The organism is Pseudomonas sp. SR18, from assembly GCF_023701505.1.
GTDB lineage: Bacteria > Pseudomonadota > Gammaproteobacteria > Pseudomonadales > Pseudomonadaceae > Aquipseudomonas > Aquipseudomonas cyclaminis.
The window spans coordinates 287,052-304,824 of the sequence record NZ_JAMQAU010000002.1 but is presented as its reverse complement, the minus strand read 5'-3'; the positions used below and the strand labels follow the sequence as shown (position 1 = coordinate 304,824).

Sequence of the window (17,773 nt, the reverse complement as noted above, 5' to 3'; positions counted from 1 at the left end):
ACTCCAACAAAGTGAGAGCAGCTTAACTGTGTCGCCGGTCTGTCGTACAGGCTGCGTTTAGTCGCATACTGCGCGGCCAGAATTTCAATGGCTTTACGGAAATCCCCTGCATGAAACGCACACCTCATCTGCTTGCGATCCAGTCTCATGTGGTCTTTGGCCACGCCGGAAACAGCGCCGCCGTGTTCCCCATGCAGCGGGTCGGGGTGAATGTCTGGCCGCTGAACACGGTGCAGTTCTCCAACCACACCCAGTATGGACAGTGGGCGGGCGAAGTGTTGGCACCGCAGCAAATTCCTGCGTTGGTGGAAGGCATTGCCGCCATCGGTGAGCTGGGCAATTGCGATGCAGTGCTGTCCGGCTACTTGGGCAGCGCGGACCAGGGCCGGGCGATTCTCACCGGCGTGGCGCGGATCAAAGCCATCAATCCCAAGGCCCTGTACCTGTGCGTCCCGGTCATGGGCCATCCGGAAAAAGGCTGCATCGTGCCCCAGGACGTCAGCGATTTCCTGCTCGACGAAGCCGTTGCCATGGCCGACTTCCTGTGCCCCAACCAACTGGAATTGGACAGCTTTGCCGGGCGCAAGCCGCAGTCGCTGTTCGATTGCCTGGCGATGGCCAAGGCGTTGCTGGCACGCGGGCCAAAGGCCGTGCTGGTCAAACATTTGGATTACCCGGGCAAGTTGCCGGACGGTTTCGAGATGTTGTTGGTGACCGCCGACGGCAGTTGGCACCTGCGTCGGCCGCTGCTGGCCTTCCCGCGCCAACCGGTGGGCGTGGGCGACCTGACGTCGGGGTTGTTCCTGGCGCGAGTGTTGTTGGGCGACAGCCTGTTGGCCGCCTTTGAGTTCACCGCGGCGGCTGTGCACGAAGTGCTGCTGGAAACCCAGGCCTGCGCCAGTTACGAACTGGAGCTGGTGCGGGCTCAGGATCGTATCGCCCACCCACGCGTACGTTTTGAAGCCACGCCGATAGATCTATAAACACACAAAACCCAATGTGGGAGCTGGCAAGCCAGCTCCCACATTTTGATTGGGTTTACAGGTCGGGCTTTGCCGTGTCTCAGCCTTTGATTTCCTGGTAGCGCTTTTCCAGCTCCTGACGAATCTGCCGACGCTGTTGGGCCTGTACAAACCGGCGCTTGTCTTCGCTGTTCTGCGGTTGCAGCGGCGGCACGGCGGCCGGTTTGCGTTGGTCGTCGACGGCTACCATGGTGAAGAAGCAGCTGTTGGTGTGGCGCACAGAGCGTTCACGGATGTTCTCGGTCACCACTTTGATGCCCACTTCCATCGACGTATTGCCGGTGTAGTTGACCGACGCAAGGAACGTCACCAGTTCGCCGACATGGATCGGCTCGCGAAAAATCACCTGATCCACCGACAGCGTCACCACATAGCGACCGGCATAACGGCTTGCGCAGGCGTAGGCCACTTCGTCGAGGTACTTGAGCAGGGTGCCGCCGTGGACATTGCCTGAGAAGTTGGCCATGTCAGGGGTCATCAATACCGTCATCGACAGCTGGGCGTTTCCGGGTTCCATAGCACACTCACGGTTGTAGGCATTGGTTGGGGGCGCACCTCTGCGGGTGCTGGAATCTTTGCAGCGCCATCCTTTACGGGACGCCGGTGGTCGGCTTGCCGTCACGCCTGCACCGATCTGTTTCCATATATTGCACCGGCTTTCTGCTGGAAGTCGCGGTGTTAACCTTCAAAAGCCCATCCCAGGGCATTTCTTACGATAAAGGCAGACTTTTCCTTCCGCACTTTGCGACGTTTCATGTGCGCGGGCGGAAGTGGGAAAAGCGCCGGTACCCTCAAGGAGCCCCTCGCCATGCACGCCATCAGCTTTATCCAGGACTTGGCCGTGATCATGCTGGTGGCAGGGGTAGTCACTGTCCTGTTTCATCGCCTCAAACAGCCGGTGGTGCTGGGTTACATCGTTTCCGGCTTCATCATCGGCCCCCACACCCCACCGTTCGGCCTGATCCACGACGAAGACACCATCAAGACCCTCGCCGAGCTCGGGGTGATCTTCCTGATGTTCTGCCTGGGTCTGGAGTTCAGCCTGCGCAAGTTGTTCAAGGTGGGTGCCACGGCGTTTATCGCGGCCTTCCTGGAAATCATCCTGATGATCTGGATCGGCTACGAGATCGGCCGCTGGTTTGACTGGAACACCATGGACTCGCTGTTCCTCGGCGCGATTCTGGCGATTTCCTCGACCACCATCATCGTCAAAGCCCTCAATGATTTGAAGATGAAGAACCAGCGTTTCGCGCAGCTGATTTTCGGCGTGCTGATCGTCGAGGACATTCTTGGCATTGGCATCATTGCCTTGCTGTCGAGCATCGCCGTCAGCGGTACGGTCAGCTCCGGCGAGGTGTTCTCCACGGTCGGCAAGCTCTCGCTGTTCATGATCGTTGCCTTGGTGATCGGCATCTTGCTGGTGCCGCGTCTGTTGGCTTATGTGGCCAAGTTCGAAAGCAACGAGATGCTGCTGATCACCGTGCTGGGCCTATGCTTCGGTTTCTGCCTGCTGGTGGTCAAGCTGGAATACAGCATGGTATTGGGCGCGTTTTTGATTGGCGCGATCATGGCCGAGTCCAAGCAATTGATTAAGATTGAGCGCCTGATCGAGCCGGTTCGCGACATGTTCAGCGCGATCTTCTTTGTTGCGATTGGCCTGATGATCGACCCGCAGATCCTGTTGCAATACGCCTGGCCCATCGCGGTGATCACCGTGGCAGTGGTGCTCGGCAAGATGTTGTCCTGCGGCCTCGGCGCATTTATCGCCGGTAATGACGGCCGCACCTCACTGCGCGTGGGCATGGGGCTGTCACAGATTGGCGAGTTTTCCTTCATCATCGCCGCGCTGGGCATGACCTTGCAGGTGACCAGTGACTTCCTGTATCCGGTGGCGGTCGCCGTTTCGGCGATCACCACGCTGCTGACGCCTTACCTGATACGCGGTGCTGATCCGCTGTCGCTGAAGATCGCGGCGGTGATGCCCAAGCGCATGAGCCGGGTATTCGGTATGTACGGCGAGTGGCTGCGCAGCATTCAGCCTCAGGGCGAGGGCGCGATGCTGGCGTCGATGATCCGCAGAATCATCCTGCAAGTCGGCGTGAACCTGGCGCTGGTAATCGCGATTTTCTTCGCCGGCAGTTTTTTTGCGGCGCGCATTGGTGGGTATCTGGAAGGTTGGATCAATGATCCGAGCTGGCAGAAGGCATTGATCTGGGGCGGGGCGTTGCTGTTGTCGCTGCCGTTTTTGATTGCGGCTTACCGCAAGCTCAAGGCGCTGTCGATGTTGCTGGCGGAGATGAGCGTCAAGCCGGAAATGGCTGGGCGGCATACCCAGCGGGTGCGGCGGGTGATTGCCGAGCTGATCCCGATTCTGTCGCTGCTGATGATCTTCCTGCTACTGGCAGCCTTGTCGGCCAGTATTCTGCCGACCAACAAGTTGCTGCTACTGATTGCCGTAGTCACGGCGGCGGTGGCGGCGGTGCTCTGGCGCTGGTTCATCCGCGTGCATACGCGGATGCAGGTGGCCTTGCTGGAGACCCTGGATAACCACAAGGATACGCCGGAGCACTGATGGGGGCCGCACCGCAGCCCGGCGCGGGACAAGCCCGCTCACCACAGGGATCAGGTCTCAGCTTTCGAGCCAGACGTCCCGCGCCCAGTGCCAGACCGATTCCCACGTCTCTTCGGTGACGAGCTCTTCTTCGGCGGACCACAGCACCACGGTGCCGTCTTCTTCGACGCAGTAGTAGTCGTCGCCGTCCTGGCAGATCGGGATCAGGGTGCGGTCAACGCCCGCATCCCAGGCGTTAGCGGCCACGTCCGGCAGGTAGGTGTGGGATTGCGGGTCGGTGACGGTCACCGGCTCCAGGCTGCCGTATACAACATCGCTGACGGTCAGCAGGAATTCACGGAAGACAAACGGGATGTCGATGAACAGTTGTTCTTCGATTTCCACCAGTTGATCTTCGTCAGGCAGTTCCAGAGGAACCGGGACCGGTTCGTTGGCTTCACGCAATTGTTCGATGATTTCTTCCACGGCCGGGATCCTCTTGCTAGATGGCGCGGTTTATAGGGGCGTTTTATACAGTAGCTCGCTATAAGTGCAACCGTGAAATAGAAAACCCCGGACATGAGACATGTCCGGGGTTTTTTGTTACGGCTTGCAAGCGCGGGGGTATCAGCCGTTCTGGCGGATACCGGCGACCAGCCAAGGCTGGTTTTCGCCTTGAGGGCGTTCCATGTTCCAGCTTTCGCTGAACACTTCGCCCTGGTCGAAGCGCGAGGTCTTCGACACACCACTGAAGGTCAGGGTGGCGATGGTCTTGTCGGCGCGATCATCCACACCGTCCAGCTGTACGCGCAGGTCGTCGATGTAGGTCGACTGGAACGCGTCGCCGATCTCGGCGCGTTCGCGCTTGAGGAACTCCAGCAGTTGGGGGGTCACGAACTCGGCGATCTTGTCCATTTCGTTGGCGTCCCAGTGTTGCTGCAGGGACTGGAAGTGGCTACGGGCCGCTTCGACGAAACGCTCTTCGTTGAACCAGGCCGGTGCGTTGATCACCGGACGGGCCGCAGCAGGCGCTGCCGAACCACCGAAGATCGAACCCATGGCAGGCTTCTGCTCGAACACTTCACGCTGCATCGGCGCGCCGGCTGGAGCCATGTGCTCCTGCTGCTTGCGACGACGGGCGGCGATAAAACGGAAGACCAGGAAGGCGATGACGGCCATGATCAGGATGTCGAAGATCTGCATGCCCTGGAAGCCGCCGCCCATGAACATGGAAGCGAGCAGGCCACCGGCCGCGATGCCGGCCAGAGGGCCCAACCAGCGCGACGCACCGCCGGCTTTGGCCGCGGCGCCTGCAGCACCGGCTGCGCCTGCAGTAGCGGCTGCGCCTGCAGTAGCGGCAGCACCGCCTGCACCGGCGGATGGAGCCATTTGGCTGGTCTGGTGAGTCGGCGCCGCGCCCGAGCTTTTGCCGCCACCGAAGCGTTTGGCGTTGGCGTCGAGGCTCATCGTCAGGCCGATGCACAACGCCATGGCGATGCTAAGAAAACGTTTCATAAAGGGAATTCCCATTTGTGGATTGCACGCGCGCCATGTTGCACAGGTGTAGTGACAGTGGCTAGCGGCATAATGTTTCGGGCTTTTGCGTAAGACCGATTCCGAAAGGTCTGTAGGACTAATGGAAGATATTGGCCCGCGCTCGTTAAAAACAAGGGCGGGCCAATAAGCTTCATGTAGGCAAATGTTTCAGACGGCTTCGAGCTTCGCGTAACCCATCATCAGCCACTTGCTGCCTTCGGCGAAGTTCACCTGCACCCGTGCCTGGGCGCCGGCACCCTCGAAGTTGAGGATGACGCCTTCGCCGAACACGGAATGCCGGACCTGCTGGCCAAGGCTGAACTGGGTTTCCGGAATTTCGGAACCGGCAAACATGCTGCTGGAGTTCTGCTGCTGGCCACCGCCGAACGGGCGGCTGACGCTGTTGGACAGGCGCACTTCCTGGATCAGGCCCTTCGGCACTTCACGTACGAAGCGCGACACCTTGTTGTAGGTCTCGCTGCCGTACAGGCGTCGGGTCTCGGCGTAGGTCATTACCAGGTTCTGCATCGCCCGGGTGATGCCCACGTAGGCCAGGCGCCGTTCTTCTTCAAGGCGGCCGGGCTCTTCCAGGCTCATCTTGTGCGGGAACAGGCCTTCTTCCATGCCCACCAGGAATACATACGGGAACTCCAGGCCCTTGGCGCTGTGCAAGGTCATCAGCTGGATGCTGTCTTCATGCTCATCGGCCTGGGTGTCGCCGGCTTCCAGGGAGGCATGGCCGAGGAAAGCGGCGAGCGGGGTCAGCTCTTCGTCTTCCTCGGTGTTTTCGAACGCACGGGCGGCGCTGACCAGTTCCTCAAGGTTTTCTACCCGTGCCTGGCCTTTTTCGCCTTTTTCCGCTTCGTGATAGGCGATCAGCCCGGACTGCTCGATCACGGTCTGAGTCATCAAGTGCAGCGGCATTTCCATGCACTTGGCGGCCAGGTTCTCGATCAGCTCGACAAATACGCCCAGCGCACCGGCGGCACGGCCGGTCAGGCCTTTGTTGGCGATCAGCAAGCGCATCGCTTCCCACATCGACACATCGGCGTGGCGCGCTTGGTCGCGGATCGCTTCGACGGTTTTTTCGCCGATGCCACGGGCCGGGATATTGATCACCCGCTCCAGCGCCGCATCGTTGCCGCGACCTTCCAGCAAGCGCAGGTAGGCCATGGCGTTCTTGATTTCGGCGCGCTCGAAGAAGCGCTGGCCGCCATAGATGCGGTACGGGATACGTTCGCGCAACAAGGCTTCTTCCAATACCCGCGATTGGGCGTTGGAGCGATACAGGATGGCGATGTCGCTGCGTGAGAGGCCAGTTTTCAACGCGCTTTCGATGGTTTCCACCACGTAGCGCGCTTCATCATGCTCGTTGAAGGCGGCGTACAGGTTGATCGCTTCGCCTTCGCCGCCGTCGGTCCACAGTTCTTTACCCATGCGCCCGGTGTTGTTGGCGATCAAGGCGTTGGCGGCCTTGAGGATACCGGCGGTAGAGCGGTAGTTCTGCTCCAGGCGGATGGTGATCGCGTCCGGGAAGTCGTCGGAATACTGATAGATGTTCTCGATTTTCGCGCCGCGCCAGCCATAGATCGACTGGTCGTCGTCACCCACCACCATCAGGCTGTCGCCGCCCTTGGCCAGCAGGCGCAACCAGGCGTACTGCACGGCGTTGGTGTCCTGGAACTCATCCACCAGAATGTGGCGGAAGCGTTTCTGGTAATGGGCCAGCAAACCGGGGTTGTCGCGCCACAGGTCGAGGGCGCGCAGCAGCAGCTCGGAGAAGTCGATCACGCCAGCGCGTGCGCAGGCAGCCTCGTAGGCTTCATAGATGCTGCGCATGGTCGCCAGGAACAAGTCGCCGCTGGCCTGGATATGCTGCGGGCGCAGGCCTTCGTCTTTCTGCCCGTTGATAAACCACTGCGCCTGGCGCACGGGCCAACGCTGTTCGTCGAGGCCCAGCTCGCGGATCACGCGCTTGACCAGGCGTTGCTGGTCATCGCTGTCGAGGATCTGGAAGGTCTGGGCGAGGCCTGCCTCCTGCCAATGGGCCCGCAGCAGGCGGTGCGCCAGGCCGTGGAAGGTGCCCACCCACATGCCGGCCGGGCTGATGCCCATCAGATGTTCAATGCGGTGACGCATCTCGGCAGCGGCCTTGTTGGTGAACGTCACCGACAGGATGGAATGCGGGGACGCGTTTTCGACCTGGATCAACCAGGCGATACGGTGCACCAGCACTCGGGTTTTACCGGAGCCAGCACCGGCCAGGACCAACTGACGGCCAACGGGGGCCGCTACGGCCTGGCGTTGGGCATCGTTGAGGGAGTTAAGCAAAAGAGAGAGATCATCGCGCATCGGCGCATTCTAGGGTGCTGGGGGGAGTCGGGCAAATCCCAATGCCGGGTGGTCGATGGAAAATATCCAGCGCAGTCTGGGGCGGCTCAACATTCTGCCCAGGGTGATGACCGGTCGGTCAATGGCCACAGCCCGCGCAGGGTCTCGCTGAAGCTGTCTGGCGCCGAGCTTTGCGCCGTGTGACCGCGCAGTTTTATGACATGGAGCAGTTTGGCCCGGGCGCTTGCTTGTGTATGCTCCGTCGACGTTTCGGGCTCACCATTATAAGAACATTGCCTATGACCCTCAGCACCGACCTGCTTGGCCCCTCGATGGCGCCCGCGCAGGTTATCCGCAAACATTACGCCACTGAGATGGCGGTTGAGCGCACGCGCCTGCTGTATCAGGGCTCGCTGCTGCCGACCCTATTAATGTTGGTGAACGGCCTGGTCTGCGCCTGGCTGCTGTGGAATCCCAAGCAATACCTGTTGGACAGCATCTGGTTGGTCTGGCTACTGGCCCTGGTGGCCATGCGCGTTATCCAGGTGGCGGCCTTTGATTCAGCCATGCCCAGCCGTCAGGCCCAGCCAATCTGGCGGCGCATGTTCATGCTCGGCTCGGCGGTCAGTGGCCTGACGCTGGCAACTGCGGCCATCGCCCTGGCACCGGTGAACAGCTTCATGCAGCAAGCCTGGGTGTTCGGCCTGATCGGCGCTGCGACGTTGTCGGCCAGCGTGGCCTACGCCGTGAGCCTGCCGGCGTTTCTATCCTTCGCCGTGCCCTGCCTGGTGCCGTCCATTGTCTACTTGTTGTGGGATGGCAGCCCGCAGCAACAAGGTTGGGGTGTACTCGGCCTGATCCTGTTGGTGTCGCTGAACCTGGTGGCCTGGCAGGTCAACCGCCTGATCCAGCGTGAACTCCTGCGGCGTTTCCAGAACCAGGCCTTGATCGCGCATCTCCAGCAGGCGCAGCAGCGCAGCGAGCAGTTGAATCAGGACTTGGTGCGTGAAGTCGAGCAGCGTCGTCAGGTCGAGCAGGAGCTTCGTGAAGCTCAGATCGGCCTGCAGGACCGCGTGGCGCAACGCAGCCAGGAACTGGACGTCGCCAGCCTTGCGCTGAATAAGAGCGAAGCGCGCCTGGCCATGGCCCTGCAAGCCAGCGAACTCGGCCTGTGGGACTGGAACCTGCAAACCGACGAAGTCCACCACACCCAGCTTAAAGAGTTGTTCGGCCTGGAGCCGGAGTACGTCACGGCCATGCTCGGCCACCTCAAGCCGCGCCTGCACCCGGATGACTTGCCGCTGCTCAAGCGTGCGCTGGTGGAACACCTCAAGGGGCGCACCGAGGATTACCAGGTGGAATACCGCGTGCGCCATGGCGATGGGCACTGGGTGTGGATCGAAGACCGTGGCCGCGCGGTGGAGCGTGCGCCCAGTGGGCGCGTGATTCGAATGCTCGGCACGCGGCGTGACATCAGCGCCGGCAAGGCCCTTGAAGAACAACAACGGCTGGCCTCGACCGTATTTGAAGCCGCCAGCGAAGGCATCGTGATCCTCGATCCGAATTACGCGCTGATCGCGGTCAACCAGGCCTTCAGTCGCGTCACCGGCTTTGACATCGACGACATGCTCGGTCGCAACGTGGTAGAGCTACCCAGCAGCCGCGATGCCCGGCGTCACTTCCCGGTGATCCGCCAAGCCTTGCTCAGCCACGGCACCTGGCAGGGCGAACTGGTGGAAACACGCAAGAACGGCGAGCTTTATCCGCAGTGGCTGCAACTGAATGTGGTGCGCGATGTTCGCGGAAACGTCAGTCATATCGTGGGCTTCTTCGCTGATCTGTCGGCGCGGCGCGAGTCCGAGGAGCGCATGCGCTACCTCACCCATTACGACGAGTTGACCGGGTTGGCGAACCGCTCGCTGTTCCGCGAACGCTTGCGCGAAGCCCACCAGCGCGTGCGCCAGGGCGGGCGCAGCCTGGCGCTGCTGCATATCAATCTGGATCGCTTCAAGCTGCTCAATGACAGCCTGGGCCATGAAGTGGCGGACCAGTTGCTGCAAAAAATGGCGCGCCGGTTGATCAATGCCTTGCCCGAAGCCGACACCATTGCACGCCTGTCCGGCGATGAATTTGCCGTGTTGTTCGACGCCTACGGCAGCCTGTCGAGCCTGGCGCGGGTAGCCACGCGGCTGCTGGCCAAGCTGCGGGTACCCGTGACGGTGGAGGGGCATGAGTTGGTGGTCAGTGCCTCAATGGGCGTCAGCCTCCTGCCCGAAAATGCGCGGGAAATTTCCGAGCTGGTCAGCCAATCAAACATGGCCATGCAACACGCCAAGCACTTGGGCGGCAACAACTTCCAGTTCTACACCGACAGCCTGCAAGCCAGCACCCTAGAGCGTCTGCAGTTGGAAAACCATCTGCGTAAAGCCATTGATGAGCGCCAGCTTTCGGTGTTCTACCAACCGAAGCTGTGCTTGGTCACGGGCAGGCTGAACGCTGCCGAGGCGTTGGTTCGTTGGGAGCACCCGCAGTGGGGGATGGTGCCGCCCTGCGACTTTATCGGCCTGGCCGAAGAAACGGGCCTGATCGTGCCGCTGGGCGAATTCGTGTTGCGCCAGGCTTGTTGGCAAGCCTGTGAATGGCAGCGCCAGGGGTTGGCGCCGATTCGGGTGTCGGTGAACCTGTCGGTGCACCAGTTACGCCAGGGCAAGCTGGTCAGCCTGGTGCGTCAGGTGCTGGAAGAAACCGGCCTGGACCCGCAATACCTGGAGCTGGAACTGACCGAGAGCCAACTGCTCGACAGCGTCGAACACATCATCGCCACCTTCCAGCAGCTGCGGGACCTGGGGGTGAAGCTGGCCATCGACGACTTTGGCACGGGTTATTCGTCCCTCAGCTACCTCAAGCGCATCCCTGTGGACTACGTAAAGATCGACCAGACCTTTATTCGTGGGCTTGGGCAAGGGCGCGAGGATGCAGCCATCACCCGAGCCATCATCGCCATGGCCCACGGCTTGGCACTCAAGGTCGTGGCCGAAGGCGTGGAAGATCAGCAGCAGTTGGATTTCCTGCGGGCGGAGCGTTGTGACGAAGTGCAGGGCTATTTGATCAGCCGCCCCATGCAGGCTGACGGGCTGGCAGATTTGTTATGGAAAAATGCAGATTTTCCTTAGCGACGCCAAGGGCGCCCGAGTGGCTACAAAGCTCCTAGCCTTTGAATATCAGGGGGCCAGGGCAATTTAGTGATGCGTCGGACGGGCAAAACGACAATTCTTGTAGTATAACTACAAGCTTGCTACATCCCCTGGCCCTGCCAATAACAAGAGTCCGTCCTTTGAACCTGTTGCAACATATCGCCCAGTCGCGCCACCTGTTACGCAAATCGGAACTCAAGGTTGCCGATCACGTGCTGCTTGACCCTGCGGCTGTGATGCACAGTTCCATGGCCGACCTGGCCCACAGCGTGGGTATCAGCGAACCGACCATCGTGCGCTTCTGCCGGGCCATCGGTTGCTCCGGGTTCCAGGACTTGAAACTCAAGCTGGCCCAGAGCCTGGCCGCCGGTGCCAGCTTCGGGCAGTTTGCGATTCACGAAGACGACTCCGTCGCCGACTACAGCCTCAAGATCTTCGACACCACCTTGCACACCCTCATGGAAGTGCGTGAGAAACTCGACCCGGTGGAGCTGCAAAAGGCTGTGACGGCCATGTCCCAGGCCCAGCGTGTGGAGTTCTACGGTTTTGGTGCGTCCGGCGCGGTGGCGGCAGATGCCCAGCACAAATTCTTTCGCTTGCTGCTGACGGCGGCGGCCTACAGCGACCCGCACATGCAGGCGATGTCGGCGGTGACCTTGAAGCCGACCGACGTAGCGATCTGTATTTCCCAGTCCGGCCGTTCCAAAGACCTGCTGATCACCGCCAACCTGGTGCGTGAAAGCGGCGCATCGTTGATCACCTTGTGCCCGAGCCAGACACCATTGGCCGAACTGTCCACGGTCAACCTGGCGATTGACGTGCATGAAGACACCGAAATCTACACCCCGCTGACCTCGCGCATTGCCCACCTGGTAGTGATCGACGTGCTGGCGATGGGCGTGGCCATGGCGCGCGGGCCGAGCCTGGTCAACCACCTCAAGAGTGTGAAGCGCAGCTTGCGCAGCCTGCGGTTGTCGCCCAAGTCCGTCAAAGCCCTCGACGACTAAAAACTGTACACAGATCCAAATGTGGGAGGGGGTTTGCCCCCTCCCACATTGGCATCTCCTGTGTATCCAGAATCTTCATCAGGTTGTCATCGCCACGTCATCCGCCAACGCCATTCTGAACTCCCGTACTCGCATTGGGAGATTCCAAATGGCCCGTCCCTACGAAGACAGCAACAGCGCCGTAAAAACCCGTCGTCAGCAGGAAGACCAGCGCCGCATGGCGTTCCGTCGCGCAATTGAAGACCGTTGCCAGGAGCGCCAACTGCTCCAGAGCATCAGTGATTACCCGGAACTCCACTGGCAGGCACCCGCGGCTGCCCAGCGAAGCGTTCAGCCAGCGCGCTGATCTGCACCCGCTCGCTGCGGATAAAGCCCAGGAACGCATGGGCCACCGGTGACAGGCGCTTGGCCTTGGCCTGCACCAGGCACCAGCTGCGGTACAGCGGCAGCTCCTCCACCGGCAGCTCCTTGAGCCCGCCGGTGGCCAGTTCCATATTCACCGCATGCCGCGTCAGCAAGGCCACACCCAGGCCTGCGCAGACGCATTCGCGCTGAGCCTCGGCCGAGGCCACTTCCACCGTCTGGGTGAAGTGCACACGTTTCTCCTTGAAGTATTCCTCGCAGGCCATTCGCGTGCCGGAGCCCGGTTCACGGATGAGCAGGGTGTAGGGTTCCAGGTCTTGCAGACGCAACGGTCCTTGCAGGCTCAAGGGATGATCCGGCAGTGCCACCGCGACAATCGGGTTGTTGAGAAACGGCAGGAATTCCAGGCCCATGTCCTGGGGCACCATGGACATGATCACCAGGTCGTCGCGGTTGTCGGAAAGCCGCCGGATCACCTGGGCGCGGTTGACCACCGTCAGGTGCAGTTGCACTTCTGGATGCTGGCGCTTGAACGCGGCAAACAGATGCGGCACGAAGTACTTGGCGCTGGACTCAATCGCGAGCTTCAGTTGGCCTTGCAGTGAACCTTGCATGTCCGACAGCTGCATATCGAGGTTTTCCAGGCGCCCGAAAATGTCGCGGCTGGCCCGTTGCAGCGCTTCAGCGGCCTCGGTCATGTAGAGTTTTTTGCCGACATAATCGAACAACGGCTGGCCGATCAGCTCCTCCAGCTGCCGAATTTGCAGGCTCACGGCTGGTTGCGTGAGGGACATTTCCTCGGCGGCGCGGCTGTATGAACGCAAATCGCACACTTCATTGAAAACCTGCAATTGACGCAATGTCATACGCATCAATGACTTACGCATAATTCAAATACCCATCCCGGCCGTGATGCGCTGACTATAAGTCTTTACTTATACACAACCCAATAATTATTGATTTTTGTTAATCCCTGTTGGGGCTTAGTGTGTGTCTTGCGACTGTCATGAAACATTTAGTCACGCGCCGACCCGGCTCCAGCGGGTCGAAGAACGCAGCAATCGGCTCAAGGGAATTTCCAAGTGATAAAAAAGATCCTGATCGCCAACCGTGGTGAAATTGCCGTACGCATCGTGCGTGCCTGCGCCGAGATGGGCATTCGCTCGGTTGCGGTCTATTCCGACGCCGACCGCCACGCGTTGCACGTTAAACGTGCCGACGAAGCCCACAGCATCGGTGCCGAGCCTCTAGCCGGTTACCTGAACCCGCGCAAGCTGGTGAACCTGGCCGTGGAAACCGGTTGTGATGCGCTGCACCCCGGCTACGGCTTCCTGTCGGAAAACGCCGAACTGGCAGACATCTGCGCCGAACGTGGGATCAAGTTCATCGGCCCGTCCGCTGAAGTGATCCGCCGCATGGGCGACAAGACCGAAGCGCGCCGCAGCATGATCAAGGCCGGTGTACCGGTGACTCCGGGTACCGAAGGCAACGTCGCCGACATCGCCGAAGCCCTCACCGAAGGCGACCGCATTGGTTACCCGGTGATGCTCAAGGCCACTTCCGGTGGTGGCGGTCGCGGGATTCGCCGTTGCAACAGTCGCGAAGAACTTGAACAAGCCTTCCCCCGCGTTATCTCCGAAGCCACCAAGGCCTTTGGTTCGGCGGAAGTGTTCCTGGAAAAATGCATCGTCAATCCCAAGCACATCGAGGCGCAGATCCTCGGTGACAGCTTTGGCAACGTGGTGCACCTGTTCGAGCGTGATTGCTCGATCCAGCGCCGCAACCAGAAGCTTATCGAAATTGCCCCAAGCCCACAGTTGACCCCTGAACAGCGCGCCTACATCGGCGACCTGTCGGTGCGTGCCGCCAAGGCCGTGGGCTACGAGAACGCCGGTACCGTGGAGTTCCTGCTCGCCGAGGGCGAGGTGTACTTCATGGAGATGAACACCCGGGTGCAGGTGGAACACACCATCACTGAGGAAATCACAGGGATCGACATCGTTCGTGAGCAGATCCGCATTGCCTCGGGCCTGCCGCTGTCGGTGAAGCAGGAAGACATCCAGCACCGTGGCTTTGCGTTGCAGTTCCGTATCAACGCCGAAGACCCGAAGAACAACTTCCTCCCCAGCTTCGGCAAGATCACCCGTTATTACGCGCCCGGCGGCCCCGGCGTGCGCACCGACACGGCGATCTACACCGGCTACACCATCCCGCCGTTCTACGATTCCATGTGCCTCAAATTGGTGGTGTGGGCGTTGACTTGGGAAGAAGCCATGGACCGCGGCCTGCGTGCCCTGGACGACATGCGCCTGCAAGGCGTGAAGACCACCGCCGCCTACTACCAGGAAATTCTGCGCAACCCGGAATTCCGCAGCGGCCAGTTCAACACCAGCTTTGTGGAAAGCCACCCTGAGCTGACCAACTACTCGATCAAGCGCAAACCCGAAGAGCTGGCCCTGGCCATCGCCGCCGCCATCGCCGCCCACGCAGGCCTGTGAGGAATACAACAATGTCCAAGAAAATCTTTGTCACCGACACCATCCTGCGCGACGCCCATCAATCGTTGCTGGCGACCCGCATGCGCACTGACGACATGCTGCCGATCTGCGACAAGCTCGACAAAGTCGGCTACTGGTCCCTGGAAGTCTGGGGCGGCGCGACCTTCGACGCCTGCGTACGCTTTTTGAAAGAGGACCCGTGGGAGCGCCTGCGCCAACTGCGCGCCGCGTTGCCTAACACCCGCCTGCAAATGCTGCTGCGTGGCCAGAACCTGCTGGGCTACCGCCACTACAGCGACGATGTGGTCAAGGCCTTCGTCGCCAAAGCCGCCGTGAATGGCATCGACGTGTTCCGCATCTTCGATGCGATGAACGACGTGCGGAACCTGCGCGTGGCCATCGAAGCGGTGAAAGCCGCCGGCAAACATGCCCAGGGCACCATTGCCTACACCACCAGCCCGGTGCACACCATCGATGCGTTTGTGGCCCAGGCCAAGCAGTTGGAATCCATGGGGTGCGACTCGATCGCGATCAAGGACATGGCCGGCCTGCTGACGCCGTACGCCACCGGCGAATTGGTCAAGGCGCTGAAGGCCGAGCAGAACCTGCCGATCTTCATCCACTCCCACGACACCGCCGGCCTGGCTGCGATGTGCCAACTCAAGGCCATCGAAAACGGTGCCGACCATATCGACACCGCCATCTCCAGCTTCGCCTGGGGCACCAGCCACCCGGGTACCGAGTCGATGGTCGCCGCCCTTAAAGGCAGCGAATTCGACACCGGCCTCGACCTGGAGCTGCTGCAAGAGATCGGCCTGTACTTCTATGCCGTGCGCAAAAAGTACCACCAGTTCGAAAGTGAATTCACCGCGGTCGACACCCGTGTGCAAGTCAACCAGGTACCGGGCGGGATGATCTCCAACCTGGCCAACCAGTTGAAAGAGCAGGGCGCCCTCAACCGTATGAGCGAAGTGCTGGCCGAAATCCCGCGTGTGCGTGAAGACCTCGGCTTCCCGCCGCTGGTGACGCCAACGTCGCAGATCGTCGGCACCCAGGCGTTCTTCAACGTGCTGGCCGGTGAGCGCTACAAGACCATCACCAACGAAGTGAAGCTCTACCTGCAAGGCGGCTACGGCAAAGCGCCGGGCACCGTTAACGAGAAGCTGCGTCGCCAGGCCATCGGCAGCGAAGAAGTGATCGACGTGCGCCCGGCCGACCTGCTCAAGCCGGAAATGACCAAGCTGCGCGGTGAAATCGGCGCACTGGCCAAGTCCGAAGAAGACGTGCTGACCTACGCGATGTTCCCGGATATCGGGCGCAAGTTCCTCGAAGAGCGCGATGCCGGCACCTTGGCCCCCGAAGTGCTGCTGCCGATCCCTGAAGCCGGCGGCGTAGCCCGTGCCGGTGGTGAAGGTGTGCCGACCGAGTTCGTCATTGATGTGCACGGCGAAAGCTACCGCGTGGACATTACCGGTGTCGGCGTGAAAGCCGAAGGCAAGCGTCATTTCTACCTGTCCATCGACGGCATGCCGGAAGAAGTGGTGTTCGAACCGCTCAACGAATTTGTCGGCGGCGGCAGCAGCAAGCGCAAGCAGGCCAGCGAGCCGGGCCATGTCAGCACGGCGATGCCGGGCAATATCGTCGACGTGCTGGTCAAGGAAGGCGACGTGGTCAAGGCCGGTCAGGCTGTGTTGATCACCGAAGCCATGAAGATGGAAACCGAAGTGCAGGCATCGATTGCCGGCAAGGTAACCGCCGTTCATGTGGCCAAGGGCGACCGGGTGAACCCTGGCGAAATCCTGATTGAAATCGAAGGCTGATACAGCCTTCGACACTACCGCTTAATCCTCGGGGGGGCATGTGCCCCCCTTTTTTTTCGCCTGAAGATCAGGCGATTGTGCGTCTTAGAACGTCATCGCCCATTGGCCCATCAGCCCCTGGTTGCGGCTGTTGCTGCCGAACTCGGCGGAATAGGTGAGGCCCACGCTATGTTCGGCTGACAGCGCCATGTCCAGGCCAGTACGCATCGCCAGGCTGTTGCGGTCCAGGGAGGTGCCGTCGATGGTGAAGTCGCTGCTGAAGTCTTCGCGTCTTTCCCCGGCGAAGGACTGGCGCACACGGCTGTCGACGGTGCCATACAGGTGTTTCCACTGGGTGCTCAGGTGCGGTTTGAGGGTCATCTGGTTGTCCAGCCTGAAGTCGCGGGCCAGGCGCAGGCCGAAGGTGCTGCTGAGGTTTTGCTGGGTTTGTGTTCCGACGTTCAGGGCACTGTAGCCACCTTTCTCCTGGAACCGGTCGCGCTGATAACGCTGGAAACCCAAACCGGCAAAGGGCTCGACGCGCAAGCCGCCCGTGTCCAACTGGTAACCCATTTCGGTGAACGCGTTTTGGCTCTGGGCTTTGTACTTGCCCGTGAGGTGCTCGCGATAATCGATGAAGTCAAAGTCGACACCGCGTTTGTTTCGACCGGCATGACTGCTGTAAAGCGCACCCAGGCGCAACGCCAGCGGCCCGTCCTGGCGCACCGCATAGGCGCCCATGTGCCAGCTGTCCAATTCGCCCTTGAAACGCTTGGCGCTCAGTTCACTGCCAGACTTGCCACCCACCACGCCGATCCGCCACGCCGGGTCGATTGACCAGTCGGCCCCCAGCAACAGACCTTGGCTGCGTTGTTTCAAACCGGCGCTGCCGTGTTGCCCATCGAGCCTGCCGCTGTTGCCCAGGCCTTGGACCCAAACGCGGCCCGTCTCGCCGGTGTCGTTATCCAACTGGCGTATTGCCGAATGCAGGCTGGCATTCAGCTGTTTCATGCTGTTTTGGGTGGCGGTGCCCAGGTTGGCGTTTTGGCTACCGGCCACTTGTTCCAGCACGGCACCTAGCCGGCCCGGCTCCAGGCTGCCCAAGTACTGGAGGTAATCCTCCAGTTCGTATTTCGTCCAATAACCCAGTTCGTCCGACGCCAGCAGGTCATGGACTGCGGAGTCCAGCATGCGGGCGACACTCAGGCCGTTTCGACTGGTGGCGTGGTCGGCGAGGTAGGCGTCTTCGGGCGCTGGAATGGCAGGCTCTGGATAAGCTTTTTGGTTGCCTGCCACGAGCTGGTCGAGCCATTCGCTGTCGGGCTCCATGTCGCCGCGTGCCTGTGCGTTTTGAGCGCCGACGGCCCCCAGCACCAGGGTCATGGCCAGCGCGAATTGTTTCTGTAAGAACCGCATGTAAACCCACCTCTTGATATATGAGGCGGGGAATTTAGCGAGGTACGGGGAGGATA

13 protein-coding genes are annotated in these 17,773 nt (G+C 60.8%); 7 read left to right on the top strand and 6 right to left on the bottom strand.

Going from position 1 to position 17,773, the window contains the following annotated elements; translation table 11 throughout:
• Positions 1 to 110 precede the first annotated feature (110 nt).
• Positions 111 to 983: a pyridoxal kinase PdxY gene (gene pdxY / locus NDJ82_RS05230; RefSeq protein ID WP_250925043.1), complete on the top strand. Its 873-nt coding sequence runs from the start codon at positions 111 to 113 to the stop codon at positions 981 to 983.
• A 79-nt stretch (positions 984 to 1,062) separates the two neighbouring features.
• On the opposite strand, the gene NDJ82_RS05225 is transcribed toward pdxY, so the two are convergent.
• The gene (locus tag NDJ82_RS05225) at positions 1,063 to 1,539 is read right to left on the bottom strand and encodes an acyl-CoA thioesterase (RefSeq protein ID WP_028618540.1); all 477 of its coding nucleotides are present in this window, start codon (positions 1,537 to 1,539) and stop codon (positions 1,063 to 1,065) included.
• A 291-nt stretch (positions 1,540 to 1,830) separates the two neighbouring features.
• On the opposite strand from NDJ82_RS05225, the gene NDJ82_RS05220 reads away from it, so the two are divergent.
• Entirely contained in the window at positions 1,831 to 3,594 is a 1,764-nt protein-coding gene (locus NDJ82_RS05220) for a cation:proton antiporter (RefSeq protein WP_250925042.1), read from the top strand.
• A gap of 57 nt (positions 3,595 to 3,651) precedes the next feature.
• Here NDJ82_RS05220 and NDJ82_RS05215 read toward each other — a convergent pair whose 3' ends face one another.
• From NDJ82_RS05215 to uvrD, 3 genes are all read right to left on the bottom strand, one after another.
• Positions 3,652 to 4,059, bottom strand: coding sequence for an SMI1/KNR4 family protein (locus tag NDJ82_RS05215; protein ID WP_250925041.1), 408 nt, complete (start codon positions 4,057 to 4,059; stop codon positions 3,652 to 3,654).
• Positions 4,060 to 4,200: 141 nt separating this feature from the next.
• Complete coding sequence (locus NDJ82_RS05210; RefSeq protein WP_250925040.1) at positions 4,201 to 5,088, bottom strand: Tim44 domain-containing protein; 888 nt, start codon at positions 5,086 to 5,088, stop codon at positions 4,201 to 4,203.
• Between the two features lie 189 nt (positions 5,089 to 5,277).
• A complete protein-coding gene (gene uvrD, locus NDJ82_RS05205; protein WP_250925039.1) occupies positions 5,278 to 7,461 on the bottom strand; it encodes a DNA helicase II in 2,184 nt (727 codons plus the stop codon).
• A gap of 278 nt (positions 7,462 to 7,739) precedes the next feature.
• Between uvrD and NDJ82_RS05200 the strand changes: the two genes are divergently transcribed.
• The 3 genes from NDJ82_RS05200 (at position 7,740) to NDJ82_RS05190 (ending at position 11,987) form a co-directional block, all read left to right on the top strand.
• Positions 7,740 to 10,613 carry an EAL domain-containing protein gene (locus NDJ82_RS05200; RefSeq protein WP_250925038.1) on the top strand — a complete coding sequence of 958 codons (2,874 nt, stop codon included), beginning with the start codon at positions 7,740 to 7,742 and terminating at the stop codon, positions 10,611 to 10,613.
• 161 nt (positions 10,614 to 10,774) lie between these two features.
• Entirely contained in the window at positions 10,775 to 11,641 is an 867-nt protein-coding gene (gene hexR, locus NDJ82_RS05195; protein ID WP_003177007.1) for a transcriptional regulator HexR, read from the top strand.
• Positions 11,642 to 11,789: 148 nt separating this feature from the next.
• On the top strand, positions 11,790 to 11,987 hold the full coding sequence (locus NDJ82_RS05190) for a PA3496 family putative envelope integrity protein (RefSeq protein ID WP_099586078.1): 198 nt from the start codon (positions 11,790 to 11,792) through the stop codon (positions 11,985 to 11,987).
• Here the strand turns inward: NDJ82_RS05190 and NDJ82_RS05185 are convergent.
• Positions 11,917 to 12,891 (bottom strand): LysR family transcriptional regulator, encoded by a 975-nt coding sequence (locus NDJ82_RS05185; RefSeq protein WP_099586077.1) that lies wholly within the window; start codon positions 12,889 to 12,891, stop codon positions 11,917 to 11,919. The genes NDJ82_RS05190 and NDJ82_RS05185 overlap by 71 nt on opposite strands.
• 195 nt (positions 12,892 to 13,086) lie before the next feature.
• Between NDJ82_RS05185 and NDJ82_RS05180 the strand changes: the two genes are divergently transcribed.
• Together NDJ82_RS05180 and oadA are read left to right on the top strand one after the other, a co-directional pair.
• Positions 13,087 to 14,502, top strand: a complete 1,416-nt coding sequence (locus NDJ82_RS05180) for an acetyl-CoA carboxylase biotin carboxylase subunit (protein WP_003213442.1) — start codon at positions 13,087 to 13,089, stop codon at positions 14,500 to 14,502.
• A gap of 11 nt (positions 14,503 to 14,513) precedes the next feature.
• Complete coding sequence (oadA, locus tag NDJ82_RS05175; RefSeq protein WP_099586076.1) at positions 14,514 to 16,322, top strand: sodium-extruding oxaloacetate decarboxylase subunit alpha; 1,809 nt, start codon at positions 14,514 to 14,516, stop codon at positions 16,320 to 16,322.
• 84 nt (positions 16,323 to 16,406) lie between these two features.
• Here oadA and NDJ82_RS05170 read toward each other — a convergent pair whose 3' ends face one another.
• Entirely contained in the window at positions 16,407 to 17,717 is a 1,311-nt protein-coding gene (locus tag NDJ82_RS05170) for an autotransporter outer membrane beta-barrel domain-containing protein (protein WP_250925037.1), read from the bottom strand.
• Positions 17,718 to 17,773: the final 56 nt, after the last annotated feature.

Coding starts and splice junctions, on each gene's coding strand:
- pdxY (WP_250925043.1), top strand. CDS start 111: ATGAAACGCACACCTCATCTGCTTGCGATCCAGTCTCATGTGGTCTTT.
- NDJ82_RS05225 (WP_028618540.1), bottom strand. CDS start 1,539: ATGGAACCCGGAAACGCCCAGCTGTCGATGACGGTATTGATGACCCCT.
- NDJ82_RS05220 (WP_250925042.1), top strand. CDS start 1,831: ATGCACGCCATCAGCTTTATCCAGGACTTGGCCGTGATCATGCTGGTG.
- NDJ82_RS05210 (WP_250925040.1), bottom strand. CDS start 5,088: ATGAAACGTTTTCTTAGCATCGCCATGGCGTTGTGCATCGGCCTGACG.
- uvrD (WP_250925039.1), bottom strand. CDS start 7,461: ATGCGCGATGATCTCTCTCTTTTGCTTAACTCCCTCAACGATGCCCAA.
- NDJ82_RS05200 (WP_250925038.1), top strand. CDS start 7,740: ATGACCCTCAGCACCGACCTGCTTGGCCCCTCGATGGCGCCCGCGCAG.
- NDJ82_RS05190 (WP_099586078.1), top strand. CDS start 11,790: ATGGCCCGTCCCTACGAAGACAGCAACAGCGCCGTAAAAACCCGTCGT.
- NDJ82_RS05185 (WP_099586077.1), bottom strand. CDS start 12,891: ATGCGTAAGTCATTGATGCGTATGACATTGCGTCAATTGCAGGTTTTC.
- oadA (WP_099586076.1), top strand. CDS start 14,514: ATGTCCAAGAAAATCTTTGTCACCGACACCATCCTGCGCGACGCCCAT.
- NDJ82_RS05170 (WP_250925037.1), bottom strand. CDS start 17,717: ATGCGGTTCTTACAGAAACAATTCGCGCTGGCCATGACCCTGGTGCTG.